Raw genomic sequence first — 21965 nt, 5'->3', positions numbered from 1 at the left:
CACCGGCGTAGTTTCGGGTGTGTCCGCCTTTCCCCCTGCTCCTGAGGGAGGACGTATGCCCCGAATCACCGTCACCGTCGACGGGATCAAGTACGAGGAGGACGTCGAGCCGCGGCTCCTCCTCGTTCATCTACTCCGTGAGCGGCTCGGCAGGACCGGCACCCCGGTCGGCTGCGACACCAGCAACTGCGGCGCCTGCACGGTGCTGCTCGACGGCAAGAGCGTGAAGAGCTGCTCCGTGCTCGCCGTGCAGGCCGACGGCGGCGACGTCGTCACCGTCGAGGGCCTGGGCGCGAACGGGTCGATGCACCCGATGCAGCGGGCCTTCCACGAAGAGCACGCCTTGCAGTGCGGCTACTGCACCCCCGGCATGGTCATGGCCGCGATCGACCTGGTCCGGGAGGACCCGGAGCCGTCGGAGGAGTCGATCAGGCACGGGCTGGAGGGCAACCTGTGCCGCTGCACGGGCTACTGCAACATCGTGCGCGCCGTGAAGCGCGGCGCGCAGGAGATGGGGCAGGCGGTGAGGACGCAGTGAGCGAGCTGAGCCCCGAGGCCGTCGCCGGGCAGATCGCCGGCAGCGGCCAGATCAACGAGCCGGCCGGCGTGCACGAGGTGGGCCGGCCGCGCCGGCGCAAGGAGGACGCCAGGCTGCTGACGGGGCGTACGCGCTGGACGGACAACCTTTCCCGGCCCGGCACGCTGCACGTGATGTTCCTGCGCAGCCCGATGGCCCACGCCCGGATCACCCGGGTGGACGTGTCGGCGGCCCGCGGCCTGCCCGGCGTGGTGGCCGCGTTCAGCGGCCAGGACTTCGCCGCCGAGCAGGGCAGCCTGCCGTGCGCGTGGCCGGTGACCGACGACGTCGTCATCCCCGACCACCCGCCGATGGCCACCTCCGAGGTCCGGTACGTCGGCGAGGCCGTGGCCTGCGTGGTCGCGACCGACCGGTACCGGGCGGCCGACGCGCTGGAGGCCATCGAGATCGACTACGAGCCGCTGCCCGCGGTGCTCGACATGACCGAGGCGCTGTCGCCGGACAGCCCGAAGGTGCACGAGGCGGGGAACCAGGCGTTCTCCATGAAGATCACCTCGGGTGACATCGACGCGGCGTTCGAGGGCGCCGCCGTCGTCGTGGACCGGACGTACGTGCAGCAGCGGCTCATCCCGACGGCCATGGAGCCGCGGGCGGTGCTGGTGGACACCGACGGCGACTCGTTCACGATGTGGACCTCCACCCAGATCCCGCACATCCTGCGCGTCATGCTCGCGGTGGTGACCGGCATCCCCGAGCACGACCTGCGGGTGATCGCCCCCGACGTGGGCGGCGGCTTCGGCTCGAAGTTGCAGGTCACCGCCGAGGAGGTGCTCTGCCTGCTGATGGCGCGCCGGCTGGGCCGGCCGGTCAAGTGGACGGAGTCCCGCTCCGAGGGCAACCTGACCGTGCACCACGGCCGCGACCAGCTCCAGCACATCCGGCTCGCGGCCGACGCCGACGGGCGCATCCGGGGGCTCCAGGTCGACCTGCTGGCCGACATGGGCGCGTACCTGATGCTGGTGACGCCGGGGGTGCCGCTGCTCGGGGCGTCCATGTTCAACGCGATCTACAAGATGGACGCCTACGAGTTCGGCTGCCGGGGCGTGTTCACCACCAAGATGCCGACGGACGCCTACCGGGGCGCGGGCCGTCCCGAGGCGACGTTCGGCATCGAGCGGACGATGGACGAACTCGCCGCCGAGCTGGGCCTGGACCCGCTGGAGGTGCGCCGGCGCAACTGGATCAGGCACGAGGAGTTCCCGTACACGACGATCTCGGGGCTGACCTACGACTCGGGCAACTACGAGGCGGCCACGGAGCGGGCGCTGTCGCTGTTCGGCTACGACAAGCTGCGGGCCGAGCAGGCCGACCGGCGGGACCGAGGCGATCCGGTGCAGCTCGGGATCGGGGTCAGCACGTACACGGAGATGTGCGGGCTGGCGCCGTCGAGGCTGCTCGGGGCGGCCAGGTTCGGGGCGGGCGGCTGGGAGCACGGCTCGGTGCGCATGTTGCCGACCGGCAAGGTCGAGGTCATCACCGGCACGTCCCCGCACGGCCAGGGGCACGTGACGGCGTGGAGCCAGATCGTGGCCGACGCGCTGGGCGTGCCGTTCGAGGACGTGCGGGTGCTGCACGGCGACACGGCCGTCGCGCACAAGGGCATGGACACCTACGGCTCGCGCTCGCTGGTCGTGGGCGGCATCGCCGTGCTCCAGGCGTGCGAGAAGGTCAGGGAGAAGGCCAGGAAGCTGGCCGCCCACATGCTGGAGTGCTCGCCCGACGACCTGGAGTTCGACGGCGGCGTGTTCAAGGTGCGCGGCACCGGGTCGGGCCGCACGATCCAGGAGCTGGCCTACGCCGCGTTCCAGGCGCACGACCTGCCCGACGGCGTGGAGGCGCGGCTGGACTCCGAGGCCACCTTCGACCCGGACAACTACTCCTTCCCGCACGGCACGCACCTGTGCGCGATGGAGGTGGACACCGAGACGGGCATGACCAGGATCCGCTCGTACGTGGCCGTGGACGACGTCGGCAAGGTGGTCAACCCGCTGATCGTCGAGGGCCAGGTGCACGGCGGCATCGCACAGGGCGTGGCGCAGGCGTTGTTCGAGGAGGCCGTCTACGACTCCGAGGGCAACCTGCTGACCGCGACCATGGCCGACTACCTGCTGCCGTCGGCGGCGGACCTGCCGTCGTTCACGACGGACCGCACCGAGACCCCTGCGACCGGCAACCCGCTGGGCGTCAAGGGCGTCGGCGAGGCGGGCACGATCGCCTCCACCCCGGCGGTGGTGAACGCGATCGTGGACGCGCTGCGGCCCTACGGCGTCGGCGACATCCGGATGCCGTGCACGCCCGAGCGTGTCTGGCGAGCGCTGGAAGGAGCGCGGCGATGATCCCCGCACCGTTCGACTACGTGCGTCCCGACTCGCTCTCGGCGGCCTGCGCGGAGCTCGCCGCCGACGAGGACGCCAAGGCGCTGGCCGGTGGGCAGTCGTTGCTGCCGTTGTTGCGGTTGCGGCTGGCGTATCCGTCCAAGCTGGTGGACATCGGGCGGCTGCCCGGCCTGAACGGCGTGCACGACCGGGGCGACCACGTCTTCATCGGCGCGCTGGCCACGCACGACGAGGTCATGCGGTCGCCGGTGGTGAACGCCGGCGCCCCGCTGGTGGCGCTGGCCACGGCCAGGGTGGCCGACCCCGCGATCAGGCACCGGGGCACGTTCGGCGGCTCGCTGGCGCACGCCGACCCGGCCGGTGACCTGCCGGCCGTGGTGCTGGCGCTGGACGGCGTGATCGTGGCCGCGTCGGCGCAGGGCGAACGGGAGATCCCGGCCGCCGAGTTCTTCGTCGACTACCTGGAGACGTCGCTGCGCGCCGGGGAGATCCTGGTCGGCGTGAAGGTGCCGAAGCTGGGCGAGGGCTGGGGCTTCCACTACGAGAAGTTCCACCGGACCGCGCAGTCGTGGGCGATCGTCGGCGTGGCGGCCGCGGTCAGGCGTGCCAACGGCTCGATCGCCGAGGCCAGGGTCGCGCTGACGAACATGGGCCCGACCCCGGTGCGCGCCCGCGCGACCGAGACCGCGTTGCGCGGCGTCGAGCTCGGCGACCGGGTGCGGCAGGCGTGCGAGGAGGCGGCGGAGGGCACCTCGCCCCCCGCCGACCTGCACGCCCAGCCCGACTACCGCCGTCACCTGGCCCGGGTGCTGACCCATCGGGCAGTGCGCACGGCCGCCGGGACTCCCTGAGTGAGGCGGGGGCGCCTCTTCCGGGCGCCCCCGCCCCGACGTAGTGTCGCAACCAACCTCGGAAGGAGCGGATCGATGGCGATGCGGTTCGAGCACGAGTTCACTGTCCCGGTTCCGGTCGAGCAGGCGTGGGCGGTGCTGCTCGACGTCGAACGGGTCGCGCCGTGCCTGCCCGGGGCGACGCTCGACATCTTCGAGGGCGACGAGTTCACCGGCCGGATGAAGGTAAAGGTCGGCCCGATCACCGTCACCTACCGGGGCTCGGCCAGGTTCGAGGACGTCGACAAGGATTCCCACACGCTCGCCATCCAGGCGTCGGGCAAGGAGGCCAGGGGCTCCGGCACGGCCTCGGCCACGGTCAGGGCGCGCATGACGCCGGCCGAGGGAGGCACGTCGGTGGCCGTGGAGACGACGTTCAACGTGACCGGGCGGCCGGCGCAGTTCGGGCGCGGGGTCATGGCCGAGGTCGGGGCCAAGCTGATCGACAGGTTCGCCGGCAACCTCGCCCAGCTCCTCTCCGAGCCCATGGTGGAGCCGGTCGCACCCCAGGAGCAGCCCCAGGAGGAGGAGCGGCACCTGAGCGCGGTGACCGTCCCCGAGCCGGACGTGCGGCCCGCGGGCACGCTGCGGACCTCGCGCACGCCCGACGAGGAGGCGCTCGACCTGATGGAGATCGCCGGGCAGCCGCTGCTCAGGCGGCTCGCGCCGATCGCGGGCGGCCTGCTGGCGCTCACGATCCTCATCTGGGTGGTTCGTCGCCTTATGCGCTGATTTTCAGCAAAAACCACATAAAGTCCGGTCACTTCCCGCTATCAGGGGGAAGTGCCATTCCCGCAGGTCATTTCTGGGGGGACATGGGCATGCCGGACTGCAGCGTCGTCGTGATCTCGTACAACGACGCGGCCCGTCTGCCCAGGGCCGTGCGTTCGGTGTTGCGGCAGACGTTGCGCGACCTGGAAGTGATCATCTCCGACGACGCGAGCACCGACGGCACGCCCGAGGTGGCCGCGCGGCTCATGGCCGAGGACCCGCGGGTGCGCTACCTGCGCAGGCAGAGCAACAGCGGCGGCTGCGGAGCCCCGCGCAACGACGGCATCGACGCGGCCAGGGCGCCGTACGCCATGTTCCTCGACAGCGACGACGAGCTGCCCAGGCACGCGTGCAAGAGCCTGCTCACCGAGATCGAGCGCACCGGCGCCGACTTCGTGTCGGGGCAGATCTCCCGGCTGTTCGAGCGGGACGGACGGCTGCGCCCGTACTACCCGTCGTTGTTCGCCCGGCGGCGGGTGGTCGAGGGCATCCGCGCGGAGCCCGAGCTCTTCCTCGACTCCTTCAGCACCAACAAGCTCTACAACGTCGCCTGGCTGCGCGACAACGTGCTGCGCTTCCCCGAGGACATCCACTACGAGGACCACGTCTTCGCCACCGAGCTGTACGCGCTGGCCCGCCGGTTCGCGATCGTGCCGTGGGTGGTCTACCACTGGCACCGGGCGAGCTCGAACGAGTCGATCTCGCTGAGCATCGACGAGATGGACAACGTGCGGCAGCGGGTGATCGCGGCCCGGCTGAGCGACGACATCCTGCGCGGCTACGGCGCCCAGGACCTGGTGCCGCACCGGCAGTACCGGTTCCTGCGGCAGGACCTGCGGGTCTACCTCAACCCGCTGCCCGCGCGCGACCCGGTGTGGGTCAAGGAGTTCGCCTCGGTCGTGCGGCCGTACCTGGAGGAGATCCCCGGCGCGGTGTTCGACCGGATCGAGCCGATGGACCGGGTCTGCTGCCGGCTCATCCTGGACGACCGGATCGAGGACCTGCGGGTGGCGGCCGGCTCGCTGACCGGCCCCCGGGCCGCGCCGCGGGCGGCCGTGCAGGTGGACGGGCGCACGTACTGGGGAACCACGGCCGCGCCGGGGCTGGACATCACCGCGCTGCGCCTGGCCGAGCTGCCCTACACCGACTCCCGGCTGCGGCACGAGGTGACCGGCCTGGCCACGAACGGCGAGCGGGTGCGGATGACCGTACGCACCTACGACCCGTTCGGCGTGCTGCCGGCCGAGTGGGACGCCTTCCTGGAGGCGGGCCGGGAACGGGTGCCGATCCAGCCGGTCCCCTCGGGCGACGGCGGCTACGTCAGCCAGGTCGTCTTCGCGCCCTGCGGCAGGAGCGACCCGCGCATCGGCTTCCGGCGCCGCTCCGACGGCCACGTCACCACCGACCGGCTGATCGTGGACCCCAACCTGGAGCCGATCGAGCTGCCCGGCTGCACAGTGAAGGCCGAGGGTTACGCCGCCTACCTGTGCGTGCGCACGCACTCGCGCACCCGCTCGGCGCTGCGGCGGGCGCGACGGCTGCTGCTCAGGAAGCTCAACACGCCGCGTGCCAAGCTGCGCGCGTACAAGCTGCTGATCAGGGTGGTGCCGCGGCGTGACGACCTCGCCCTGTTCGAGTCGGACGTCGGCAAGGGCTACAACGGCAGCCCCCGCGCCATCTACGAGGAGGTGCGGCGGCGCGGCCTGCCGATCGAGGCGGTCTGGTCGGTCGCCAAGGGCCGCAAGAACTTCCCCGCCGACGTGCGGCTGGTCCGCCGGGGAAGCTGGCGCTACCTGTGGACGATGGCCCGCGCCGGGATCTGGGTGGACAGCCACGGCTTCCCGCTGGACTACCCCAAGCCGCCCGGCACCCGCTACCTGCAGACCTGGCACGGGCAGGGCATCAAGTCGATCGGCTTCGACGCGCCCGACCTGCGCGGCGACTTCGACCGGCCGCGCGAGCAGTGGCGGGCCGCCGTCGCCCGGTGGGACGCGCTGGTCTCGCCGAGCGCCGAGTTCTCGCGGGTGTTCCTGCCCTCCAACGGCTACGACGGCAAGGTCTACCGGTGCGGCACCCCGCGCTGCGACGCGCTGGTGCGGGCGGAGGCGGCCGGCGACGTGCGGGCCCGGCTGGAGATCCCGCCGGGGCGCAAGGTCCTGCTCTACGCGCCCACCTACCGCGACCGGGACAGGACGAGCGGCCGTTCGGTACGCGCCGACCTGGACCTCATGGCCGCGGAGCTGGCCGGCGAGTGGGTGGTGGTGCTGCGCACGCATCCGGTCGAGAAGTACGACCCGCCCGAGCGGCTCAGGCACTTCGTGCGGCCGGCCGCGTCCTATCCGGAGATCAACGACCTGATGCTGGCCTCCGACGCGCTGCTGACCGACTACTCGTCCGTGATGTGCGACTACGCGCTGACCGGCCGGCCGATGGTGTTCCTCATCGACGACTGGGACGACTACCGGCTCTCCGAGCGCGGCGTCTACCACGACCTGCCCGCCATCGCCCCTGGCCCGTGCGTGACGACCACGGCCGAGCTGGTGGACGTGCTGCGGAACCTGCCCGAGGTGCACGCCGCCTTCGCCGCCAAGTACGCCGCCTTCCGCGCCCTGTGGTGCGCCGACGAGCACGGCGACGCCTCCGCCCGCATCGTGGACGACTTCTTCGAAGGGCGCACGCGATGACCGTCGTCTTCGCCTGCCTGGACGCCGACACGCTCGGCGGCGTCCAGCGGGTCACCCACACCCTGGCCCAGGGCCTGGCCGAACGCGGCCACGAGGTGCACGTCGTCGGCCTGCACCGCGCCGCCGCGCCCTTCCGCTACGTGGACCGGCCGCTCTACCGGCAGCACGTCGTGGGCGGGCCGCTCGGCGAGCAGGGCCCGCTGGCCAGGCGGCTGGCCGACCGCAGGGTGAAGGAGCTGCTGCGCGGCGTGCGCCCCGGGTACGCGGTGCTGACGTCGCCTTCGGTGGTGACCAGGCTGTCAGGGCTGCTGCCCGCCGGGTTCCGCTCGATCGGCCAGTACCACGGCTCCTACGACCACGCCCGCGACTGCTGGCACCTGGCCTCGATCAAGAAGCACTACCCCGACCTCGACCAGGCGCTCTTCCTCAGCGACGACGACGCCTGGGCCTTCTCCGAGCACGCCCTGCTGCCCAACGCCTGGACGCTGCCCAACCCGCTGGGCGCCTGGCCGCGGGAGACGTCGGCGCTGGACGTGCCGCGGGTGCTGGGCGTGGGGCGACTGGAGGGCGTCAAGCGGTTCGACCGGCTGATCAGCGCGTTCGCCCGCGCCGAGCCGCCGCCGTCCTGGGAGCTGCATCTGATCGGCGACGGCGCGGAACGCGAGCGGCTGCGGGCGCACGCGGCCCGGGAGGGCGTCGCGGACCGGGTGGTCTTCCGCGGCCTGGTGCCCGCTCACCGGATGCGGGAGGAGTATCTGAACGCCTCGCTGGTGGCGCTGACCAGCGAGCACGAGGGCCTGCCGGTCGTGCTGCTGGAGGCGTGCGCCCACGGGGTTCCGTCGGTGGCCTTCGACGTGTCGGGCGGCGTGCGCTCGGCGGGCCCGGTACGGGTGCCGCCGGGGGACGTGGACGCGTTCGCCGCCGAGCTGGCCGCGCTGATGGGGTCGGCGCAGGAGCGGCGGCGGCTGGGGGCCGCCGCCCGGGCACGGGCCGAGGCGTTCCGCCTCGACCACGTGCTGGACCGCTGGGAGCGGCTGTTCGCGCACATCCAGCGCTAGACGGTCACCTCGGGACGCTGCTGCGGGATGCCGGCCAGCGACTTCTGCGTGGAGGTGAGCAGCGCGCCGACCGGGCTGGGCTCGCGCAGCCGGTTGAAGCGGTCGCGCATGGCCTTGCGCGACCGGCTGGCCTTGCGCTTCTGCATGGTCTTCTGGCAGGCCGTCAGGTGCTCCTTGGCCGGCCTGGGCGCGCCGGTCAGCTCGTAGCCGTTGGCCTGGAGGCGCTCGCCGAGGACCTGCTCGCAGAGCGCGATCTCCCAGTCGTCCAGGCGGTTGGCCCAGCTCCCGACCCGGCTGCGGGTGACCTCGCGGTGGGTGTTGCTGTGCCAGACCTTGTGCTGCGGGACGGCCTGGACGGCGGCCTCGCGGGGGGAGATCATCGACGGCGCGAAGTCCTCCTCCAGGAAGTGGCAGAGCTTCTTCATCTCGGTCATCGGGTCGTCGGTGAGGTCTTCGTAGCGCAGCTCGTAGTAGGTGTCGTCGGGCAGCGTGCGCCGCAGCCGCTCGCCGGCGTCGATGGCCTCGGCCCACGTGGAGATCGCGTGGAAGGAGTCCAGCGTGTACCAGGGCATCTCCTTCAGCGAGGCCACGCAGTCGCGGCCGTCCCTGATCAGGTGGATGAACTGGGCGTCGGGGAAGAGGCGCAGCAGCAGGTCGGTCTGCTTGACGTAGCTGGGCCTCTTGTCGCCCCAGCGGGCCTTGTCGAAGCGGTCGGCGTACATGCGGAAGGCGGTGCCGATGACCGAGCCGAGCGAGCCCGGCCCCTCCACGGCCTGCCGGATGAACTCGTCCTTGTCGATCTTGAGCTCGCGGAACTTCGTGCTGCGGTCGGTCGCGATCCACTGCGCCAGTGCCTTGCGCCGCTGGGGGACCCGCAGGTCGCCCCATGTGCGGCGCCGGTAATAAGCGGGAACGAGGAAGCGCGTCTCCGGCGGCACCGCCATGCGCGGGTGCGAGTGGAGCATGAGCTGGAGCATCGTGGTGCCGGACCGCGGGCATCCAATGACGAAGACTGGCCGGTCGGACATTTCGTACTAACCCCCGAAAACTTAGACGAGAACGTGCTCTCGGCTCTCCTGGGAGGGCACGCTGTGCCTGCGCGTGAAGAGCCACATCCGGTAGACAAGGAAGATCTCGTTGGCCAGGAGCAGGACGCCGGCGGCCATGGCGAGCGGGATCAGCGCCCACGCCCCCGCGAGCGGCGCCACCACGAAGACCGCCGCGTGGAACTCGATGCCGCTGATCAGGTGCGAACGCACCCGGTGCCTGGCCAGGAACCTGTTGAGGCGCCTGAAGAAGGAAGGCAGCCGCCGCCTGCGGCCGCCGGGGCGCGGACCGCGCTCCACGAGCAGGTGCAGGTCGAGGTCCGCGGGCGCACACTCCAGCGGGACGGTGTCCTCGCCGGGCAGCTCCGGCTCGCCCCGCTCCTCCCTGACCGCCTCGCGCACCCGCTTCATCTGCGGGGCGTTGACGTACCTGAACAGGTCGAGCACGGCCACCGCCGCGCCGAGCACCACGTACCGGACATCGTCCGTCAGGACGTACTGCCCGTACGCCAGCCCCCCGGCACACAGGACGACCCTGACCCGGTCCCCCACGTAGTCCAGCCAGAGGCCGAAGGGCGTCCCCGTGCCCTTGAGCCGGGCTATCTTGCCGTCCACGCAGTCGATGGTGAAGCTCAGGTAGAACATCAGGGCGCCGGCGACGAGCTGGTCCAGCGCGAAGCAGGCCGCTGACACCATGCCGAGGACCAGCGAGAACACCGTGAGCCCGTTGGGCGTGATCCGGGTGCGGTTGGCGACGGGAAGGGCGACCCGGCAGGCGACCGGATCCACGAAATACACGGTCCACCAGGAGTCTCTCCGCTTGCGTGTCTCGTAGACGTCATCCAGCGAATAGGTCCTCATGGATCCCAGCATGGCTACGGAACGCCGTCTGACGATTACTGTCTGGAACTACTGGGGCATGTCCATGCCGCTTCTTGACCAACCCTGCAGGGAAAACCGCCACGCACCGTGCGCGTCTCCGTCCCGGAACGAGCCCTTGAGCACGAGCCCGCGGGTCTCGGCCTTGACCAGGAGCCGCCAGGTCGGGCCGCCGCCTTCGAGCGCCCTGGGGTCGATGTCGGCCACCACGCCGTGGCGGCCGGCGCGCCGGACCTCCAGGGGCACCCGGCGGCGTCCGTCGCTCAGCCACACGTTGACCTTGCCCACCTTGCGCTCGACCCGGTGGATGGCCACCTCGCCGCGCAGGCGGTACGCGGCGCCCGTCCAGGAGCAGTCGTCCACCCTGGCGATCAGCTTGAGCTCGTCGCGGGCGTCGTAGACGTCGTCGGGGATGCCGAGCCGCCGTCGCCGCCGGAAGTAGGGGTAGTCGCCGTACCAGTTGACGGTGCGGAAGCCGCGGGGGCGCACCCGGGTGCCGTCCACGCGGCTGCGCCGGAAGTCGCGGACCGCGCGCAGCTCGTCGATCATGCCGCGCCGGACGAGGTGCAGCTCCAGGCGGCGCAGCGAGGGCGCGCCGGCCAGCGCGCGGGGGCTCAGCTCGTCCAGCCAGGCGTCGGCCAGCCCCAGCAGCGGCACCAGATCCTCGCCCGCCTCCCGCGCCGACTCCAGCGCCTGGAACAGGAAGACGATGTCCTTCTCCAGCACCAGGGCGTCGAACTCGGGCAGCAGCTCCGGCGCGCCGTCGTCCAGGAAGGCGCGCACGGCGCGGATGGCGGTCAGGCGCTCGTGCAGGTTGGGCAGCTGCGAGCGGCGTTGCGTGATCGAGGTCTCCCCCTCGTCGCGCCGGCGCCAGTGGTAGACGACGTCGTCCACCATGTCGACGCTGGTGGCCAGGACGTGGGCCTGCATGGCGACCGGCACGTCCTCGTAGATGCCGGCGGGGAAGCGCAGGCCGTGCCGCCGCCAGAAGTCGGCGCGGTAGACCTTGTTCCACACCGTACGGTCCCTGACCAGCACCTTCTTGTCGGTGATGTGGGTGCACAGCACGGGCCGCCGGAAGACGCGCTCGTGCAGGATCGAGTCCTCCAGCACGCCGTCCACCATGCGCCTGACCGCGCCGCACGCCAGGTCGGAGCCGGTCTCCCCGAGCTTGGCGATCAGCACCTCGTACGCGTGCGGCGGCACGACGTCGTCGCTGTCGGCGAAGGCCAGATAGGTGCCCCTGGCCCGCCTGACGCCCTCGTTCCGGGCCGGCCCCGGCCCCAGGTTCTGCTGCTCGATCAGCGTGAAGCGGGGATCTCGGGCCACGAAGTCGTCGGCCAGCCGCCGGCTGCCGTCGATCGAGCCGTCGTCGACCATGATGACCTCGAAGTCCTCCATGGTCTGGGCGGCCAGCGATTTCAGGCACTCCGTCAGGTACGGCTCCACGTTGTGGACCGGGACGACGACACTGAGCAGGGGGATCATGACGCTCCTTGGCTTTCGTGGAAGGCGGTCGAGGGCAGCATGCCGTGGCCGCCTCGCCTGTTCCGCGTTCGATGCCCGTCCCTGATGAGCTCTTTACCTGGCATCGAATCCGCTACGTTGTGCAATGAGTCGAGCACGAATGGTAGGGGGAGCGGTGCTGAGACGCGTCCGGGACGATGATCTGCCCGTTATGCGCCACTGGCGCAACCATCCGAAAGTGCGCGCCGCCAGCTTCACCGGCCACGAGATCTCCGAGGACGAGCACGCCCGCTGGTGGGCCGCCGTCCGCGCGGACGCGACCAGGCAGGTGCTGATCTACGACCACGCCGGAACCGGCGCGGGGGTCGTGACGTACTCGGAGCTCGGCGGCGACAGCGCCTACTGGGGCTTCTACCTCGACCTCGACGGCCTCGAACGGTCCGGCGCGGTGCTGAGGGCGTGGGTGGGCCTGGAGCGGGCCGCCATCGACCACGCGTTCGGCCCGCTCGGGCTGACGACCCTGCGCGGCGAGGTGCTGGCCGACAACGAGCCGGTACGGCGGCTGCACAGGCGCTTCGGGTTCGCCGAGGTCGCGACCTACCGGATGCCGGTCGACGGGGTGCCGCGCGAGGTCGTCGCCGTCCAGCTGACCAAGGAGGAGCAAGGATGATGTCCATCGGAGGGCGGACGATCGGGGCCGACCGGCCGCCGTTCGTGATCGCCGAGATGTCCGGCAACCACAACGGCAGCCTGGAGCGGGCCCTCGCCATCGTCGACGCAACGGCGGCCGGCGGCGCGCACGCGCTGAAGCTGCAGACCTACCGGCCCGACACGATCACCGTCGACGCCGACGGCCCCGCCTTCCGCGTGGGCGACGGGCACGCGCTGTGGGGCGGCGAGAACCTCTACCGGCTGTACGAACGCGCCCACACCCCCTGGGAGTGGCACGAGCCGATCTTCGAGCGGGCCCGCGAGCACGGCCTTCTGGCCTTCTCCGCGCCCTTCGACCCCACGGCCGTGGAGCTGCTGGAGAAGCTCGACACGCCGGCGTACAAGATCGCGTCGTCGGAGATCGTCGACCTGCCGCTGATCAGGCTGGCCGCCTCCACCGGCAAGCCGCTGGTCATCTCCACCGGCATGGCCACGGCGGGCGAGATCGAGGCGGCGGTGACGGCGGCCCGCGAGGCGGGCTGCACGCAACTCGCCGTGCTGTCCTGCACCGCCTCCTACCCCGCCTCCCCCGCCGAGAGCAACCTGCGCTCGCTGCCGCTGCTGGCCGCGCTCACCGGCGCCGAGGTCGGCGTCTCCGACCACACCCCCGGCATCGGGGCCGCCCTGGCGGCGGTCGCGCTGGGCGCGTGCCTGATCGAGAAGCACGTGACGTTGTCGCGGGCCGACGGCGGCGTCGACGCGGCCTTCTCGCTGGAGCCGCCCGAGCTGGCGGCGCTGGTGGAGGAGAGCGAGCGCGCGTGGCAGTCGCTGGGCCGGCCGGTGCTCGGGCCGCGCGAGTCCGAGCGCGAGGGCCTGCGTTTCCGCCGCTCGCTCTACGTGGTGCGCGACGTACGCGCGGGCGAGGCGGTGACCAGGGAGAACGTCCGGTCGATCCGCCCCGCCGGCGGCCTGCCCCCCGACGCCATCGACGAGGTGACCGGCCGCCGCTTCACCCGTGACGCGCCCCTCGGCACGCCGCTGACCTGGGACCTCATCTGACCCACAGGTCGAGGAAGGCGTCGGCGACGCGTTCCCTGCCCTTGCCGTCGACCAGCCCGCCGCCCCGCCTGCCGTGCTCCTCCCGCAGCGCGGGGTCGGCGAGCAGCCGGGCGAGCACGCCGACGGCCTCGGCGTCGGCCGCCCGGCCCAGCCCCGCGGCCACCCCCCGGCCCACCAGCGCCCGGTAGCCGGCGAGCTGGTTGTCGGCCACCCAGCTCAGCGCCGTGGGCACGCCGAGGTGCAGCAGCTCCCAGATGGCCGACCCGGCGGCGGTGACCACGAGGTCGGCGGCCGCCATCAGCTCGGGCAGGCGGTCGGTGGGCGGGATGACGGTGATGCCCTCGCCCGCCTCGAACGGCTCCGGGCTGACCAGCGTGGCCTGGAACGGCACGCCCGTGCAGGCCAGCGCCTCCGCCCAGGCGGGGGCCACGCCCGCGCTGTCGGTGCCGCCGAAGAAGCACAACACCCGCGGCACCGGCCCCGGCTGCCGCACCCTGCGCCGCCCCCGGACGCTGTCGCGCAGCAGCGCGTACCGGGTGCCGGCGAGCCGCCAGGAGTCGCGCGGCAGCGGGAAGGGCCGGTCCTCGGCGCCGAGGTTCTGGTCGAGGTAGAGGTCGGCCTCCTGGCCCAGCGGGTCGCCGTCGACGATCGCCAGCACCGGGAAGCCCGCCGCCCGCAGCGCCCCGCCGGTGCCCTCGGGCAGCTCGTAGGAGTCCAGCACCACGGCGTCGAGCCGCAGCTCGCACGCCAGCGCGGCGAGCCGGTCGGGCCGCCCGGGGGCCGCCACCAGCGGCAGGCCACGGCTCCTGAGCTGGTCCATGGCCCATTCCGAACCGGAGACCGCGCCGAGGAAGATCACCTCGACGCCCCGCGCGCACAGCTCCTCGGCCAGCGCCACGCACCGCACCAGATGTCCGGCCCCACTCCCCGCCGCGGCGTCGCAGCGCACGCCCACCCGCCCGCTCATGCGTCCTGCAGCTCCTTCTGGCGCACGTGGGCGTTGAGCTCGCAGACCTCGGGCCGGGCCCGCAGCCAGCTCACCAGCGTGCGCACCGGGACGCAGGCGTCGCCCAGCTCCTCGACCACGCGGGCGATGAGCCGCCAGTCGTCCTCGGTGTCGAGGGTGACCCGCAGGTCGTCGGCCGCGGGCTGGTGGGCGAGGCCGAGCAGCCGCGACTCGCCCGGGTGCGCGTAGACGTAGGAGGTCACGTGGGTGCGGTGGAAGCCGGTGGCCTCGGCGGCGGCGCGCTCCAGGGCCGCCCGGCCGACGATCTCCACGTCGAGCCCGCGCGGCAGCGTCCTGGCCAGGCTCGTGCTGAGGTAGTCGAGGCCCGGGACCGCGCGGAAGACCAGCGCCGCCTCCCTGACCACGACGGGGTCGAGCAGCGGGCAGTCGGCCGTGAACCGCATCACCGCCTCCGCCTCCCGGCCGGCCAGCGCCTGCATGAACCGGGTGAGCACGTCGTCGACGGGCCCGCGATGGCAGGCCACGCCGAGCCGGTCGCACTCGGCCGCCACCGCGTCGTCGGCGGCCTGCGTCGTCGTGGCCACCACGAGGTCGTCGAGCGCCCGCGACTCGCGCGCGGCGCGCACGACCCAGCCCAGGACGGACCGCCCCCCGAGGTCGCGCAGCACCTTCCCGGGCAGCCGAGTGGAGCCCATCCGAGCCTGGATGATTCCGACAATACGCATCAAAATCACATTCCCCCGTGTGACCATACGTGGTTGATCGATCGCGCTATGCTACCGGCCTGCTCCAACGACCACAGTTCGTCAGCGCGATTTTCAGGGGGCCGCGTGAGCATTCTCAGTGGATCGTCCATTCTGATCACCGGAGGCACGGGGTCGTTCGGGAAGGCGTTCATCCGCCACGCGCTCGACTCGCTCGGGGTGCGCCGCCTGGTGGTCTTCTCCCGCGACGAGCTCAAGCAGTACGAGCTCAAGCAGCTCTTCCGCGACGACGACCGCCTGCGCTGGTTCATCGGCGACGTCCGCGACCGCGACCGCCTCACCCGCGCCATGCACGGCGTCGACCACGTCGTCCACGCCGCCGCGCTCAAGCAGGTCGACACCGCCGAGTACAACCCGTTCGAGTACGTCCGCACCAACGTCGCCGGGTCCCAGAACGTGGTCGAGGCGGCCATCGACTGCGGCGTGCGCAAGGTCGTCGCCCTGTCCACCGACAAGGCGTCCAGCCCGATCAACCTCTACGGCGCCACCAAGCTGGTCGCCGACAAGCTGTTCGTCTCGGCCAACCACTACGCCGCCGCCCACGAGACCCGCTTCGCCGTCGTCCGCTACGGCAACGTCGTGGGCAGCAGGGGCTCGGTGGTGCCGTTCTTCCTGCGGCTGGCCGAGCAGGGCGGCAGCCTGCCGATCACCGACAAGCGCATGACCCGGTTCTGGATCACCCTCGACCAGGCCGTGCGGTTCGTGGTCGACTCCTTCGACCTCATGCAGGGCGGCGAGCTCTACGTGCCGCGCATCCCCAGCATGCGCATCACCGACCTGGCCGAGGCGCTGGCCCCCGACAGCCCGGTCTACGAGATCGGCATCAGGCCGGGCGAGAAGCTGCACGAGGAGATGATCGGCCCCGACGACGGCCGCCGCACCCTCCGCCTGGCCGACCGCTACGTCGTCCAGCCCACGATCGCGACCTGGGGCTACCAGGCGCCGCAGACCGGCGAGCTGCTGCCCGAGGGCTTCTCCTACCGTTCCGACACCAACGACCGGTGGTTGTCCGTGCGCGACCTGCGTGACATGGTGGCCGGCTGATGCTGCCCTACGGACGGCAGTCCATCATCGAGTCCGACATCGAGGCGGTGGCTGAGGTGCTGCGCGGCGACTGGCTGACCACGGGCCCCGCGGTCCGGCTGTTCGAGGACGAGCTGGCCCGCTGGACCGGCGGCGTGCCCTGCGTGTCGGTCACGTCCGGCACGGCCGCGCTGCACGTCGCGTACGTGGCGGCCGGCGTCGGCCAGGGCGACGAGGTGATCACCTCGCCGCTCACGTTCGTCGCCACGGCGGCCACGGCCGTGCTGCGCGGCGCGCGGGTGGCCTTCGCCGACGTCCAGCCCGACACCGGCAACATCGACCCCGACTCGGTCGCCGCGCTGGTCACCCACCGCACGAAGGCCGTCACCGGCGTCGACTACGCGGGCCATCCCGCCGACTACGACGAGCTGCGCACGGTCGCCGAGCGGGCCGGCGCGGTGCTGGTGGCCGACGCGGCCCACTCGATCGGCGCGTCCTACAAGGACCGGCCGGTGGGGTCGGTGGCCGACCTGACGACGTTCTCGTTCTTCCCCACCAAGACCGTCACGACCGCCGAGGGCGGCGCGGTGGCGGTGGCCGACCCCGGCCGCCTCGAACGGGCCGCCCGGTTCCGCGACCACGGCCTGGTCCGCGACCCGGCCGGGCAGCGCGACCCCGGCCACGGCGGCTGGCACCAGGAGGTGCACGAGTTCGGCCTCAACTACCGGCTGCCCGACGTGCTCTGCGCGCTGGGCGTCAGCCAGCTGCGCCGCCTCGAACGGTTCCGCGCCCGCCGCGCCGAGCTGGTCGCCCGGTACGACACGCTGCTGCGCGACGTGCCCGGCCTCACGCTGCCCGGCCGGCGGGCCTACGTCACGCCGAGCTGGCACCTCTACCCCGTCCGGGTGCGCGACGGCCGCCGCCGGGAGGTCTACGACCGCATGCGGGCCGCGGGCATCGGCGTGCAGGTCAACTACATCCCGGCGTACTGGCACCCGGTGTTCGAGGACCTCGGCTACCGGCGTGGGCTGTGCCCGCGCGCGGAGGCGTACTACGCCGAGGAGCTGTCGCTGCCGCTGTTCGCCGACCTGACCGACGGCGAGCAGGACCTCGTCGTCGAGACCCTCACCTCGATCCTCACCGGATGAGCCCGGCCCTCAGCGTTCGGCCAGCAGCAGGCAGCCGTCCTCGCTGCGGTCGATGAGGAAGCGCCGGTCGTCCACGGTGGCGACCTGGCGCCCGGCCCGCCGCACGAGCGGGCGGATGGGCCGGCCCTGGTCGATGACCACCTCCCACCACGACTCGCGGCCGACGCTCTCGTCGATGCCGGCCAGCGGCACCCGCGCCGAGAAGTCCTGGCCGGCCAGCGCGACGGGGAAGTACATCTCCTCGCCGTCGCTCTTGCGCCGCAGCCGCACCACCGGCTCGCCGTCGCCGAGGTCGTTGATCCGGCCCGAGAACACCAGGTCGCCGTCGTCCACGCGGCACTCGCCGATGAGCGCCTGGGCGTTGCGCAGCCGCAGCCCCCACCCGCCCTTGGAACCGCGCGCCGGCACCAGCCACACGCCCGACCTGCGGCGCGGCGCGGGCACCTGCGGCGGCAGCCAGCGCGGCCCGGCCACCCTGGCGTCGAGCCTCAGCCCGTGGCCCCTGAGCTGCACGCGCAGGTCCCAGTGGCCGCGACGAGCGAGCTGGACGGACGTGAACACCGCGGGATCGACCGCGAACGCGAACGGGAAGGCGTGCTCGGGCGCCTCGACGCCCTCCTCCAGCTCGACGGTCTCCCAGACCGGGGCGCTCTCCTCGTCCGACAGGCGGATGATCTCGCCGGTCGCGCGTTCGGCCAGCCAGGCGCGCAGGCGCACCCGGCGCAGCGCGCCGGCGTCGAAGCGGCCCAGCGCGGCCCGGCCCGCGCCGGTCAGCACGCCGTCGCGCCACTCCAGCGACACCAGGCGGGCGGTGAGGGCCAGCTCCCCGGAGACCTCCGACAGGTGCGCCGGGATCGCCGGGTGGCGGCCGTACCAGCGCCTGCGCAGCAGGCCCGCCGGTCTGACGCGGGGTTGCAGCCGGCCCTCGCGGGCCTGCTCGTGCACCCCGGCCAGCTCCTGCAGCCGCCGCCGGTGCAGCAGGTGCACCTGGATCCGGTGCTCGAACGGGGCGCTCAGCCAGGACTCGCGGGACACGCCGTCGAGGTAGCGGACCATCAGGTCGAGCAGCTCGGGCCGCATCCCCGTCGTGGCGGCCGCCTCGACCGCCACCGTCATGTCGATGTCGAGCGTGTCGCGGTCGAAGTCGGGCTTGAGCCCCGGCGCGTCGCGGGCCAGCAGGTCGGCGGTCTGCAGCACCGACAACATCCGGTCGCGCAGGTTGCCCGGCTCCAGGCGGCACTGGGTGATCGAGGAGCCGGGCTCGTCACGCTGCCGCCAGTGGTAGACGACCTTGGACAGCACGTCCACCGAGCGGGCGCCCACGTGGGCGGCCATGGCGACGGGCTGGTCCTCGTACATGCGCTCGGGGAAGCTCAGGCCCAGCCGGTCCCAGAAGGACCGGCGGTAGACCTTGTTCCACAACATGCGGTCGCGGATCAGCAGCGGGTGGCGGGTGATGTGGGTACGCCGCATCGGCGTCGCGAACGCCTCCCGATGGGCCCAGGAGGGGATGAGCAGGTTGCGGTAGAGCCGCATGACGTTCCCGCAGGCCAGGTCGGAGCCCGTGGACTCCAGCGAGGACACCAGCCGCTTGAACGCCTCCCGCGGCACGGTGTCGTCGCCGTCGACGAAGGCCAGGTAGCGGCCGGTGGCCTGGGTCAGGCCGACGTTGCGGGCCTTTCCGACGCCCTGGTTGGGCTGCCTGATGAGACGGATCCGGGGATCGGCCGCCTGCCTGGACTCGACCTCGGCGCACCCGTCGTCGCGGCTGCCGTCGTCGACGCAGATGACCTCCAGGTCGGACATCGTCTGGCCGGAGATGGAGTCCAGGCAGGGGCCGATGTACTTCTCGACGTTGTGGAACGGGACGATCACCGAAAGAACCGGCACATGCACTCCTCAGCGTTGTCGTCGGCTCGTCAGCCGGACAGCAGTCGGAAGACCCGGCGGGCGACCTTGCGCGGGCGGGCCAGACGGCGGGAGAGGCGGTACCCGAGCGTGCGCCGGTAGGCGGCGGTCTTGCGCTGGGTCCTTCTCAGCTTGGACCTGGCCCGCACCAGCTCGCGCTCGCGGTAGGAGAGCTTGGTCTCCAGCCGGGAGATCCTGGCCAGGGCGGCGGTGAGCTGGTCGGCCAGGCGGTCGCGGGCGCCGAGCAGGTCACGGTAGGTGGGCGGGTCGGCGTGCTCGGCCGGGTGGCCCAGCTCGGCGTCGAACTTGCGGGCCAGGTCGAGGTCGCCCTGGTCGCAGGGACGTCCGGCCATGCCGCAGAGGGTCAGCGTGAGCTGGTCGGCCTCCAGCGGCCACGGCCACGGGTGGTGGTGGCCCGCCGCGAGCAGCCGTACGGCGAACCGCCACAGGACCCTGCACAGCACCACGCGCGGCTCGGGCGGCACGGCCGGCGCGGCGGTCTGGACGATGGCGGCGAACCGCTCGCCGTCGTGCACCAGGCCGTCGGCGGTCACGCACGGGCCGCCGTCGGTCTCCAGCCAGTCGGCCAGCGCCGACAGCAGCTCGCGCACGGCCCTGGTGTCCTCGCGGGCGCACGCCTCGACCAGGATCTCCTCGACCACCCGGCCGGCCGGGACCGGACGCTCGGCGCCGTCGGGCAACCGCCGCATGCCGCCCCTGGTCAGCTCGTGGACGACGGCCCCCTCCTCGATCAGGCCGAGCGGCAGCTCGACCGCGCCCTCCGCCTCCTCCGCGCCTGGCGTGTGCGGGGGCGACGGCGGCCGGGTGGCCACGGCGAGCCACAGCGGGGCCAGCTCCTCCCCCAGCCGGTGGCGGAACACCAGCCGGGTCAGCCGCAGCGGGTCGGCCACCAGCATGCGGTCGCCGCCCTTGGCGCTCAGCGGGAACGTGATCGCCTCCGGCAGGTCGAAGGCGAGCGCCTCGCGCGCCAGCAACGCCCGGGGGGCCTGCCGCCCCGGATAGGCCGCGTAACAGCGCTCGACGCTCAGCCCCGCCCCCTCAAGGGCGCCGTCGAGCGCGCCGGGCCCGCTCGGATGGCTCGGGTCGAACCCGTGCGGGGCCCACTGGTCGTCGCCGCCCTCCCGGTCGGCGGGCCTGGCCTCGATGAACCGGTCGACGCCCAGGTCGTTGCGCACGCCCAGCACCAGCCGCCCGCCGGGCGCGACGAGGGCCGACAGCGCGTGCAGCGACTCGATCCACGCCGCCGCCGGCGCCTCGGCCGAGTGCGTGCGCAGCAGCCCGTCGAGCGCCAGCACCAGCTCGTACGGCTCGTCCGCGTCGAACAGGTCGAGCCGCCCGCAGTGGACGGCGAGCCGCGGGTGGCGTTCGCCGAGTGCGCAGGCGTCGGGGTAGGAGCGCAGCAGCACGGCCGTCTCGCATGCCCGGTCCACCACGTCGTCGACCAGCACCTGCGGGTGCGGCCCGACCAGCAGCACCCGACCGGTCGCCGGGATCACGCGGCTGACCAGCTCCAGGGCCGCGCCGCGCCAGTCGGTGACGCCGGCCATGTTGGACAGGTCCGACCACAGCAGCATCTCGCCGCCGATCAGGCGCACGTTCGCGGGCGCCTCGCTCACGCGCTCGCTCATGACGTCACCCCGTGGAGCGCGCCCGGCCGCCCGGAGGCGGTCGCCCTCACCCAGGGCCCGGGACGTCCGGCTCCCGCCGCGCCTCCTCCTGGCGGCGCTCCCCCGGGCACCCGCTTCCATCCGAACATTCGCCGTAGCTCCTCCGGTGTCGCCTGATGTTCGAATCCCAGCTCCTGCCGCGCCACCTCGGCGGCCAGCTCGGGATCGACGTGCGTGCCGTGCAGCTCGGGCCAGAGCCGCATGCGGCGCGCCGTGCCGCCGTACTCGGGGCGCTCGTCCTCGTACTGCATCGGGTCTCCGTAGACGGCGACCTCGCAGCCGACGGAGGCGCCGTAGAACAGCGCGCTGCCGAGCCGGTTGGAGGCCACCCTGCGGTGGCGCCGCAACTGGATCAGCTGCCGGCGCAGGAAGTCGCGCCCCTTGCTCTCCCACCGGGAGCCGCGCTCGCCGTGACAGATGACCTTGAATCCCCTCGATTCGTACGCCCGCCGAATGTCCGGATTCGCATATTCCAGCCAGTAAAGACAGACAGTTACCGGTTCGGTCTCGACATTTCGGATTTCGTCGGCGAGGAGGGCATGATCCCCGGTCACGGACGACTTCTCCCAGCCATGAAAGGGATACCAGATCGTACCCTTGCGTTCGGAGACCACGCCGAGCTCAGGCTCCAGGTGAAGCAGGTAGATCCAGGGCGCGCCGATGAGGTAGTGGCCGCGTCTGCCCATCGACCAGCCCCGGCGACGAAGCACGTCAGACCAGATGAAACGGGGATATCCGGGGCTGCACCAATGGTCGTTCGGGGGAAATCCGTGAAGATAGTTCCATCCGTGTTGAAGGAAGCCCTGAATTCGCTTCGGCGTCTCGTCCGGCAGCTCGCAGTACCTGCCCAGAATGCGCGAGTGCCCGTACCAGTGATTGGATTCGTCCATCATTCCCCCTGTAGCGGTTGGCGCGCCCCTTGGGACATTCCCAGCCCTGAACGACGGCCACGCGCCGTTATACGCTTCCATTACTCACGTCGGGGGTTTGGTTTCTCCTGCCACCGCAATCCCCGCTACACTGCGTCG

General features: G+C 72.3%; 18 protein-coding genes. 10 read left to right on the top strand and 8 right to left on the bottom strand.

The annotated features are described in order from the left end of the window. The first annotated feature begins 55 nt into the window (after window positions 1–55). From AB0C33_RS00650 to AB0C33_RS00625, 6 genes are all read left to right on the top strand, one after another. Complete coding sequence (locus AB0C33_RS00650; RefSeq protein ID WP_352362730.1) at window positions 56–538, top strand: (2Fe-2S)-binding protein; 483 nt, start codon at window positions 56–58, stop codon at window positions 536–538. A 50-nt stretch (window positions 539–588) separates the two neighbouring features. Further along, on the top strand, window positions 589–2934 hold the full coding sequence (locus tag AB0C33_RS00645) for a xanthine dehydrogenase family protein molybdopterin-binding subunit (protein ID WP_358283891.1): 2346 nt from the start codon (window positions 589–591) through the stop codon (window positions 2932–2934). After that, entirely contained in the window at window positions 2931–3785 is an 855-nt protein-coding gene (locus AB0C33_RS00640; protein ID WP_358282261.1) for a xanthine dehydrogenase family protein subunit M, read from the top strand. Before AB0C33_RS00645 ends, AB0C33_RS00640 begins: the two co-directional genes overlap by 4 nt. Window positions 3786–3860: 75 nt before the next feature. Then, window positions 3861–4556 carry an SRPBCC family protein gene (locus AB0C33_RS00635; protein WP_352362734.1) on the top strand — a complete coding sequence of 232 codons (696 nt, stop codon included), beginning with the start codon at window positions 3861–3863 and terminating at the stop codon, window positions 4554–4556. A gap of 89 nt (window positions 4557–4645) precedes the next feature. Beyond that, window positions 4646–7279: a CDP-glycerol glycerophosphotransferase family protein gene (locus AB0C33_RS00630; protein ID WP_358282259.1), complete on the top strand. Its 2634-nt coding sequence runs from the start codon at window positions 4646–4648 to the stop codon at window positions 7277–7279. After that, window positions 7276–8337 carry a glycosyltransferase gene (locus AB0C33_RS00625; protein ID WP_358282257.1) on the top strand — a complete coding sequence of 354 codons (1062 nt, stop codon included), beginning with the start codon at window positions 7276–7278 and terminating at the stop codon, window positions 8335–8337. Before AB0C33_RS00630 ends, AB0C33_RS00625 begins: the two co-directional genes overlap by 4 nt. Here AB0C33_RS00625 and AB0C33_RS00620 read toward each other — a convergent pair. From AB0C33_RS00620 to AB0C33_RS00610, 3 genes are read right to left on the bottom strand one after another with little or no spacing between them, the layout of a single operon-like run. After that, the gene (locus AB0C33_RS00620; RefSeq protein ID WP_358282256.1) at window positions 8334–9365 is read right to left on the bottom strand and encodes a sulfotransferase; all 1032 of its coding nucleotides are present in this window, start codon (window positions 9363–9365) and stop codon (window positions 8334–8336) included. The genes AB0C33_RS00625 and AB0C33_RS00620 overlap by 4 nt on opposite strands. Window positions 9366–9386: 21 nt before the next feature. Further along, window positions 9387–10244: a CDP-alcohol phosphatidyltransferase family protein gene (locus tag AB0C33_RS00615; protein ID WP_358282254.1), complete on the bottom strand. Its 858-nt coding sequence runs from the start codon at window positions 10242–10244 to the stop codon at window positions 9387–9389. 48 nt (window positions 10245–10292) lie between these two features. Next, window positions 10293–11750, bottom strand: a complete 1458-nt coding sequence (locus tag AB0C33_RS00610; protein WP_358282252.1) for a glycosyltransferase — start codon at window positions 11748–11750, stop codon at window positions 10293–10295. A 124-nt stretch (window positions 11751–11874) separates the two neighbouring features. On the opposite strand from AB0C33_RS00610, the gene AB0C33_RS00605 reads away from it, so the two are divergent. Together AB0C33_RS00605 and pseI are read left to right on the top strand one after the other, a co-directional pair. After that, complete coding sequence (locus AB0C33_RS00605; protein ID WP_358282251.1) at window positions 11875–12399, top strand: GNAT family N-acetyltransferase; 525 nt, start codon at window positions 11875–11877, stop codon at window positions 12397–12399. Then, entirely contained in the window at window positions 12396–13439 is a 1044-nt protein-coding gene (pseI, locus tag AB0C33_RS00600; protein ID WP_358282249.1) for a pseudaminic acid synthase, read from the top strand. The genes AB0C33_RS00605 and pseI overlap by 4 nt, the downstream gene beginning before the upstream one ends. Here the strand turns inward: pseI and AB0C33_RS00595 are convergent. After that, complete coding sequence (locus AB0C33_RS00595) at window positions 13432–14406, bottom strand: hypothetical protein (RefSeq protein WP_358282248.1); 975 nt, start codon at window positions 14404–14406, stop codon at window positions 13432–13434. The two genes, pseI and AB0C33_RS00595, sit on opposite strands and share 8 nt — an antisense overlap. Continuing rightward, complete coding sequence (locus tag AB0C33_RS00590) at window positions 14403–15131, bottom strand: NTP transferase domain-containing protein (RefSeq protein ID WP_358282246.1); 729 nt, start codon at window positions 15129–15131, stop codon at window positions 14403–14405. Before AB0C33_RS00590 ends, AB0C33_RS00595 begins: the two co-directional genes overlap by 4 nt. A 105-nt stretch (window positions 15132–15236) precedes the next feature. Between AB0C33_RS00590 and pseB the strand changes: the two genes are divergently transcribed. Together pseB and AB0C33_RS00580 are read left to right on the top strand one after the other, a co-directional pair. Then, window positions 15237–16214 (top strand): UDP-N-acetylglucosamine 4,6-dehydratase (inverting), encoded by a 978-nt coding sequence (gene pseB / locus AB0C33_RS00585; RefSeq protein WP_352362753.1) that lies wholly within the window; start codon window positions 15237–15239, stop codon window positions 16212–16214. After that, complete coding sequence (locus tag AB0C33_RS00580) at window positions 16214–17341, top strand: aminotransferase class V-fold PLP-dependent enzyme (protein ID WP_358282244.1); 1128 nt, start codon at window positions 16214–16216, stop codon at window positions 17339–17341. Before pseB ends, AB0C33_RS00580 begins: the two co-directional genes overlap by 1 nt. Before the next feature lie 9 nt (window positions 17342–17350). Here the strand turns inward: AB0C33_RS00580 and AB0C33_RS00575 are convergent, their stop codons facing one another. Genes AB0C33_RS00575 through AB0C33_RS00565 form a run of 3 tightly spaced genes read right to left on the bottom strand, consistent with a single transcriptional unit; the run spans window position 17351 to window position 21830 of the window. Further along, window positions 17351–19231, bottom strand: a complete 1881-nt coding sequence (locus AB0C33_RS00575) for a glycosyltransferase family 2 protein (protein WP_358282242.1) — start codon at window positions 19229–19231, stop codon at window positions 17351–17353. 29 nt (window positions 19232–19260) lie between these two features. Continuing rightward, the gene (locus AB0C33_RS00570; protein ID WP_358282240.1) at window positions 19261–20898 is read right to left on the bottom strand and encodes a hypothetical protein; all 1638 of its coding nucleotides are present in this window, start codon (window positions 20896–20898) and stop codon (window positions 19261–19263) included. Next, window positions 20895–21830, bottom strand: a complete 936-nt coding sequence (locus tag AB0C33_RS00565) for a hypothetical protein (protein WP_358282238.1) — start codon at window positions 21828–21830, stop codon at window positions 20895–20897. Before AB0C33_RS00565 ends, AB0C33_RS00570 begins: the two co-directional genes overlap by 4 nt. Window positions 21831–21965 lie beyond the last annotated feature (135 nt).

It is taken from the genome of Nonomuraea sp. NPDC048881 (assembly GCF_040649795.1).
Lineage (GTDB): Bacteria > Actinomycetota > Actinomycetes > Streptosporangiales > Streptosporangiaceae > Nonomuraea.
The sequence above is the reverse complement of the archived record's forward strand: the minus strand, read 5'-3'. Positions and strand labels throughout refer to the sequence as shown.

Bases quoted from the DNA above. Each gene is read 5' to 3' on its own strand.
- pseI (WP_358282249.1), top strand. From the start codon at position 12,396: ATGATGTCCATCGGAGGGCGGACGATCGGGGCCGACCGGCCGCCGTTC.
- AB0C33_RS00625 (WP_358282257.1), top strand. From the start codon at position 7,276: ATGACCGTCGTCTTCGCCTGCCTGGACGCCGACACGCTCGGCGGCGTC.
- AB0C33_RS00610 (WP_358282252.1), bottom strand. From the start codon at position 11,750: ATGATCCCCCTGCTCAGTGTCGTCGTCCCGGTCCACAACGTGGAGCCG.
- AB0C33_RS00605 (WP_358282251.1), top strand. From the start codon at position 11,875: ATGAGTCGAGCACGAATGGTAGGGGGAGCGGTGCTGAGACGCGTCCGG.
- AB0C33_RS00620 (WP_358282256.1), bottom strand. From the start codon at position 9,365: ATGTCCGACCGGCCAGTCTTCGTCATTGGATGCCCGCGGTCCGGCACC.
- AB0C33_RS00640 (WP_358282261.1), top strand. From the start codon at position 2,931: ATGATCCCCGCACCGTTCGACTACGTGCGTCCCGACTCGCTCTCGGCG.
- AB0C33_RS00650 (WP_352362730.1), top strand. From the start codon at position 56: ATGCCCCGAATCACCGTCACCGTCGACGGGATCAAGTACGAGGAGGAC.
- AB0C33_RS00635 (WP_352362734.1), top strand. From the start codon at position 3,861: ATGGCGATGCGGTTCGAGCACGAGTTCACTGTCCCGGTTCCGGTCGAG.
- AB0C33_RS00580 (WP_358282244.1), top strand. From the start codon at position 16,214: ATGCTGCCCTACGGACGGCAGTCCATCATCGAGTCCGACATCGAGGCG.
- AB0C33_RS00615 (WP_358282254.1), bottom strand. From the start codon at position 10,244: ATGAGGACCTATTCGCTGGATGACGTCTACGAGACACGCAAGCGGAGA.
- AB0C33_RS00595 (WP_358282248.1), bottom strand. From the start codon at position 14,406: ATGAGCGGGCGGGTGGGCGTGCGCTGCGACGCCGCGGCGGGGAGTGGG.
- AB0C33_RS00630 (WP_358282259.1), top strand. From the start codon at position 4,646: ATGCCGGACTGCAGCGTCGTCGTGATCTCGTACAACGACGCGGCCCGT.
- AB0C33_RS00570 (WP_358282240.1), bottom strand. From the start codon at position 20,898: ATGAGCGAGCGCGTGAGCGAGGCGCCCGCGAACGTGCGCCTGATCGGC.
- AB0C33_RS00565 (WP_358282238.1), bottom strand. From the start codon at position 21,830: ATGATGGACGAATCCAATCACTGGTACGGGCACTCGCGCATTCTGGGC.
- AB0C33_RS00590 (WP_358282246.1), bottom strand. From the start codon at position 15,131: ATGCGTATTGTCGGAATCATCCAGGCTCGGATGGGCTCCACTCGGCTG.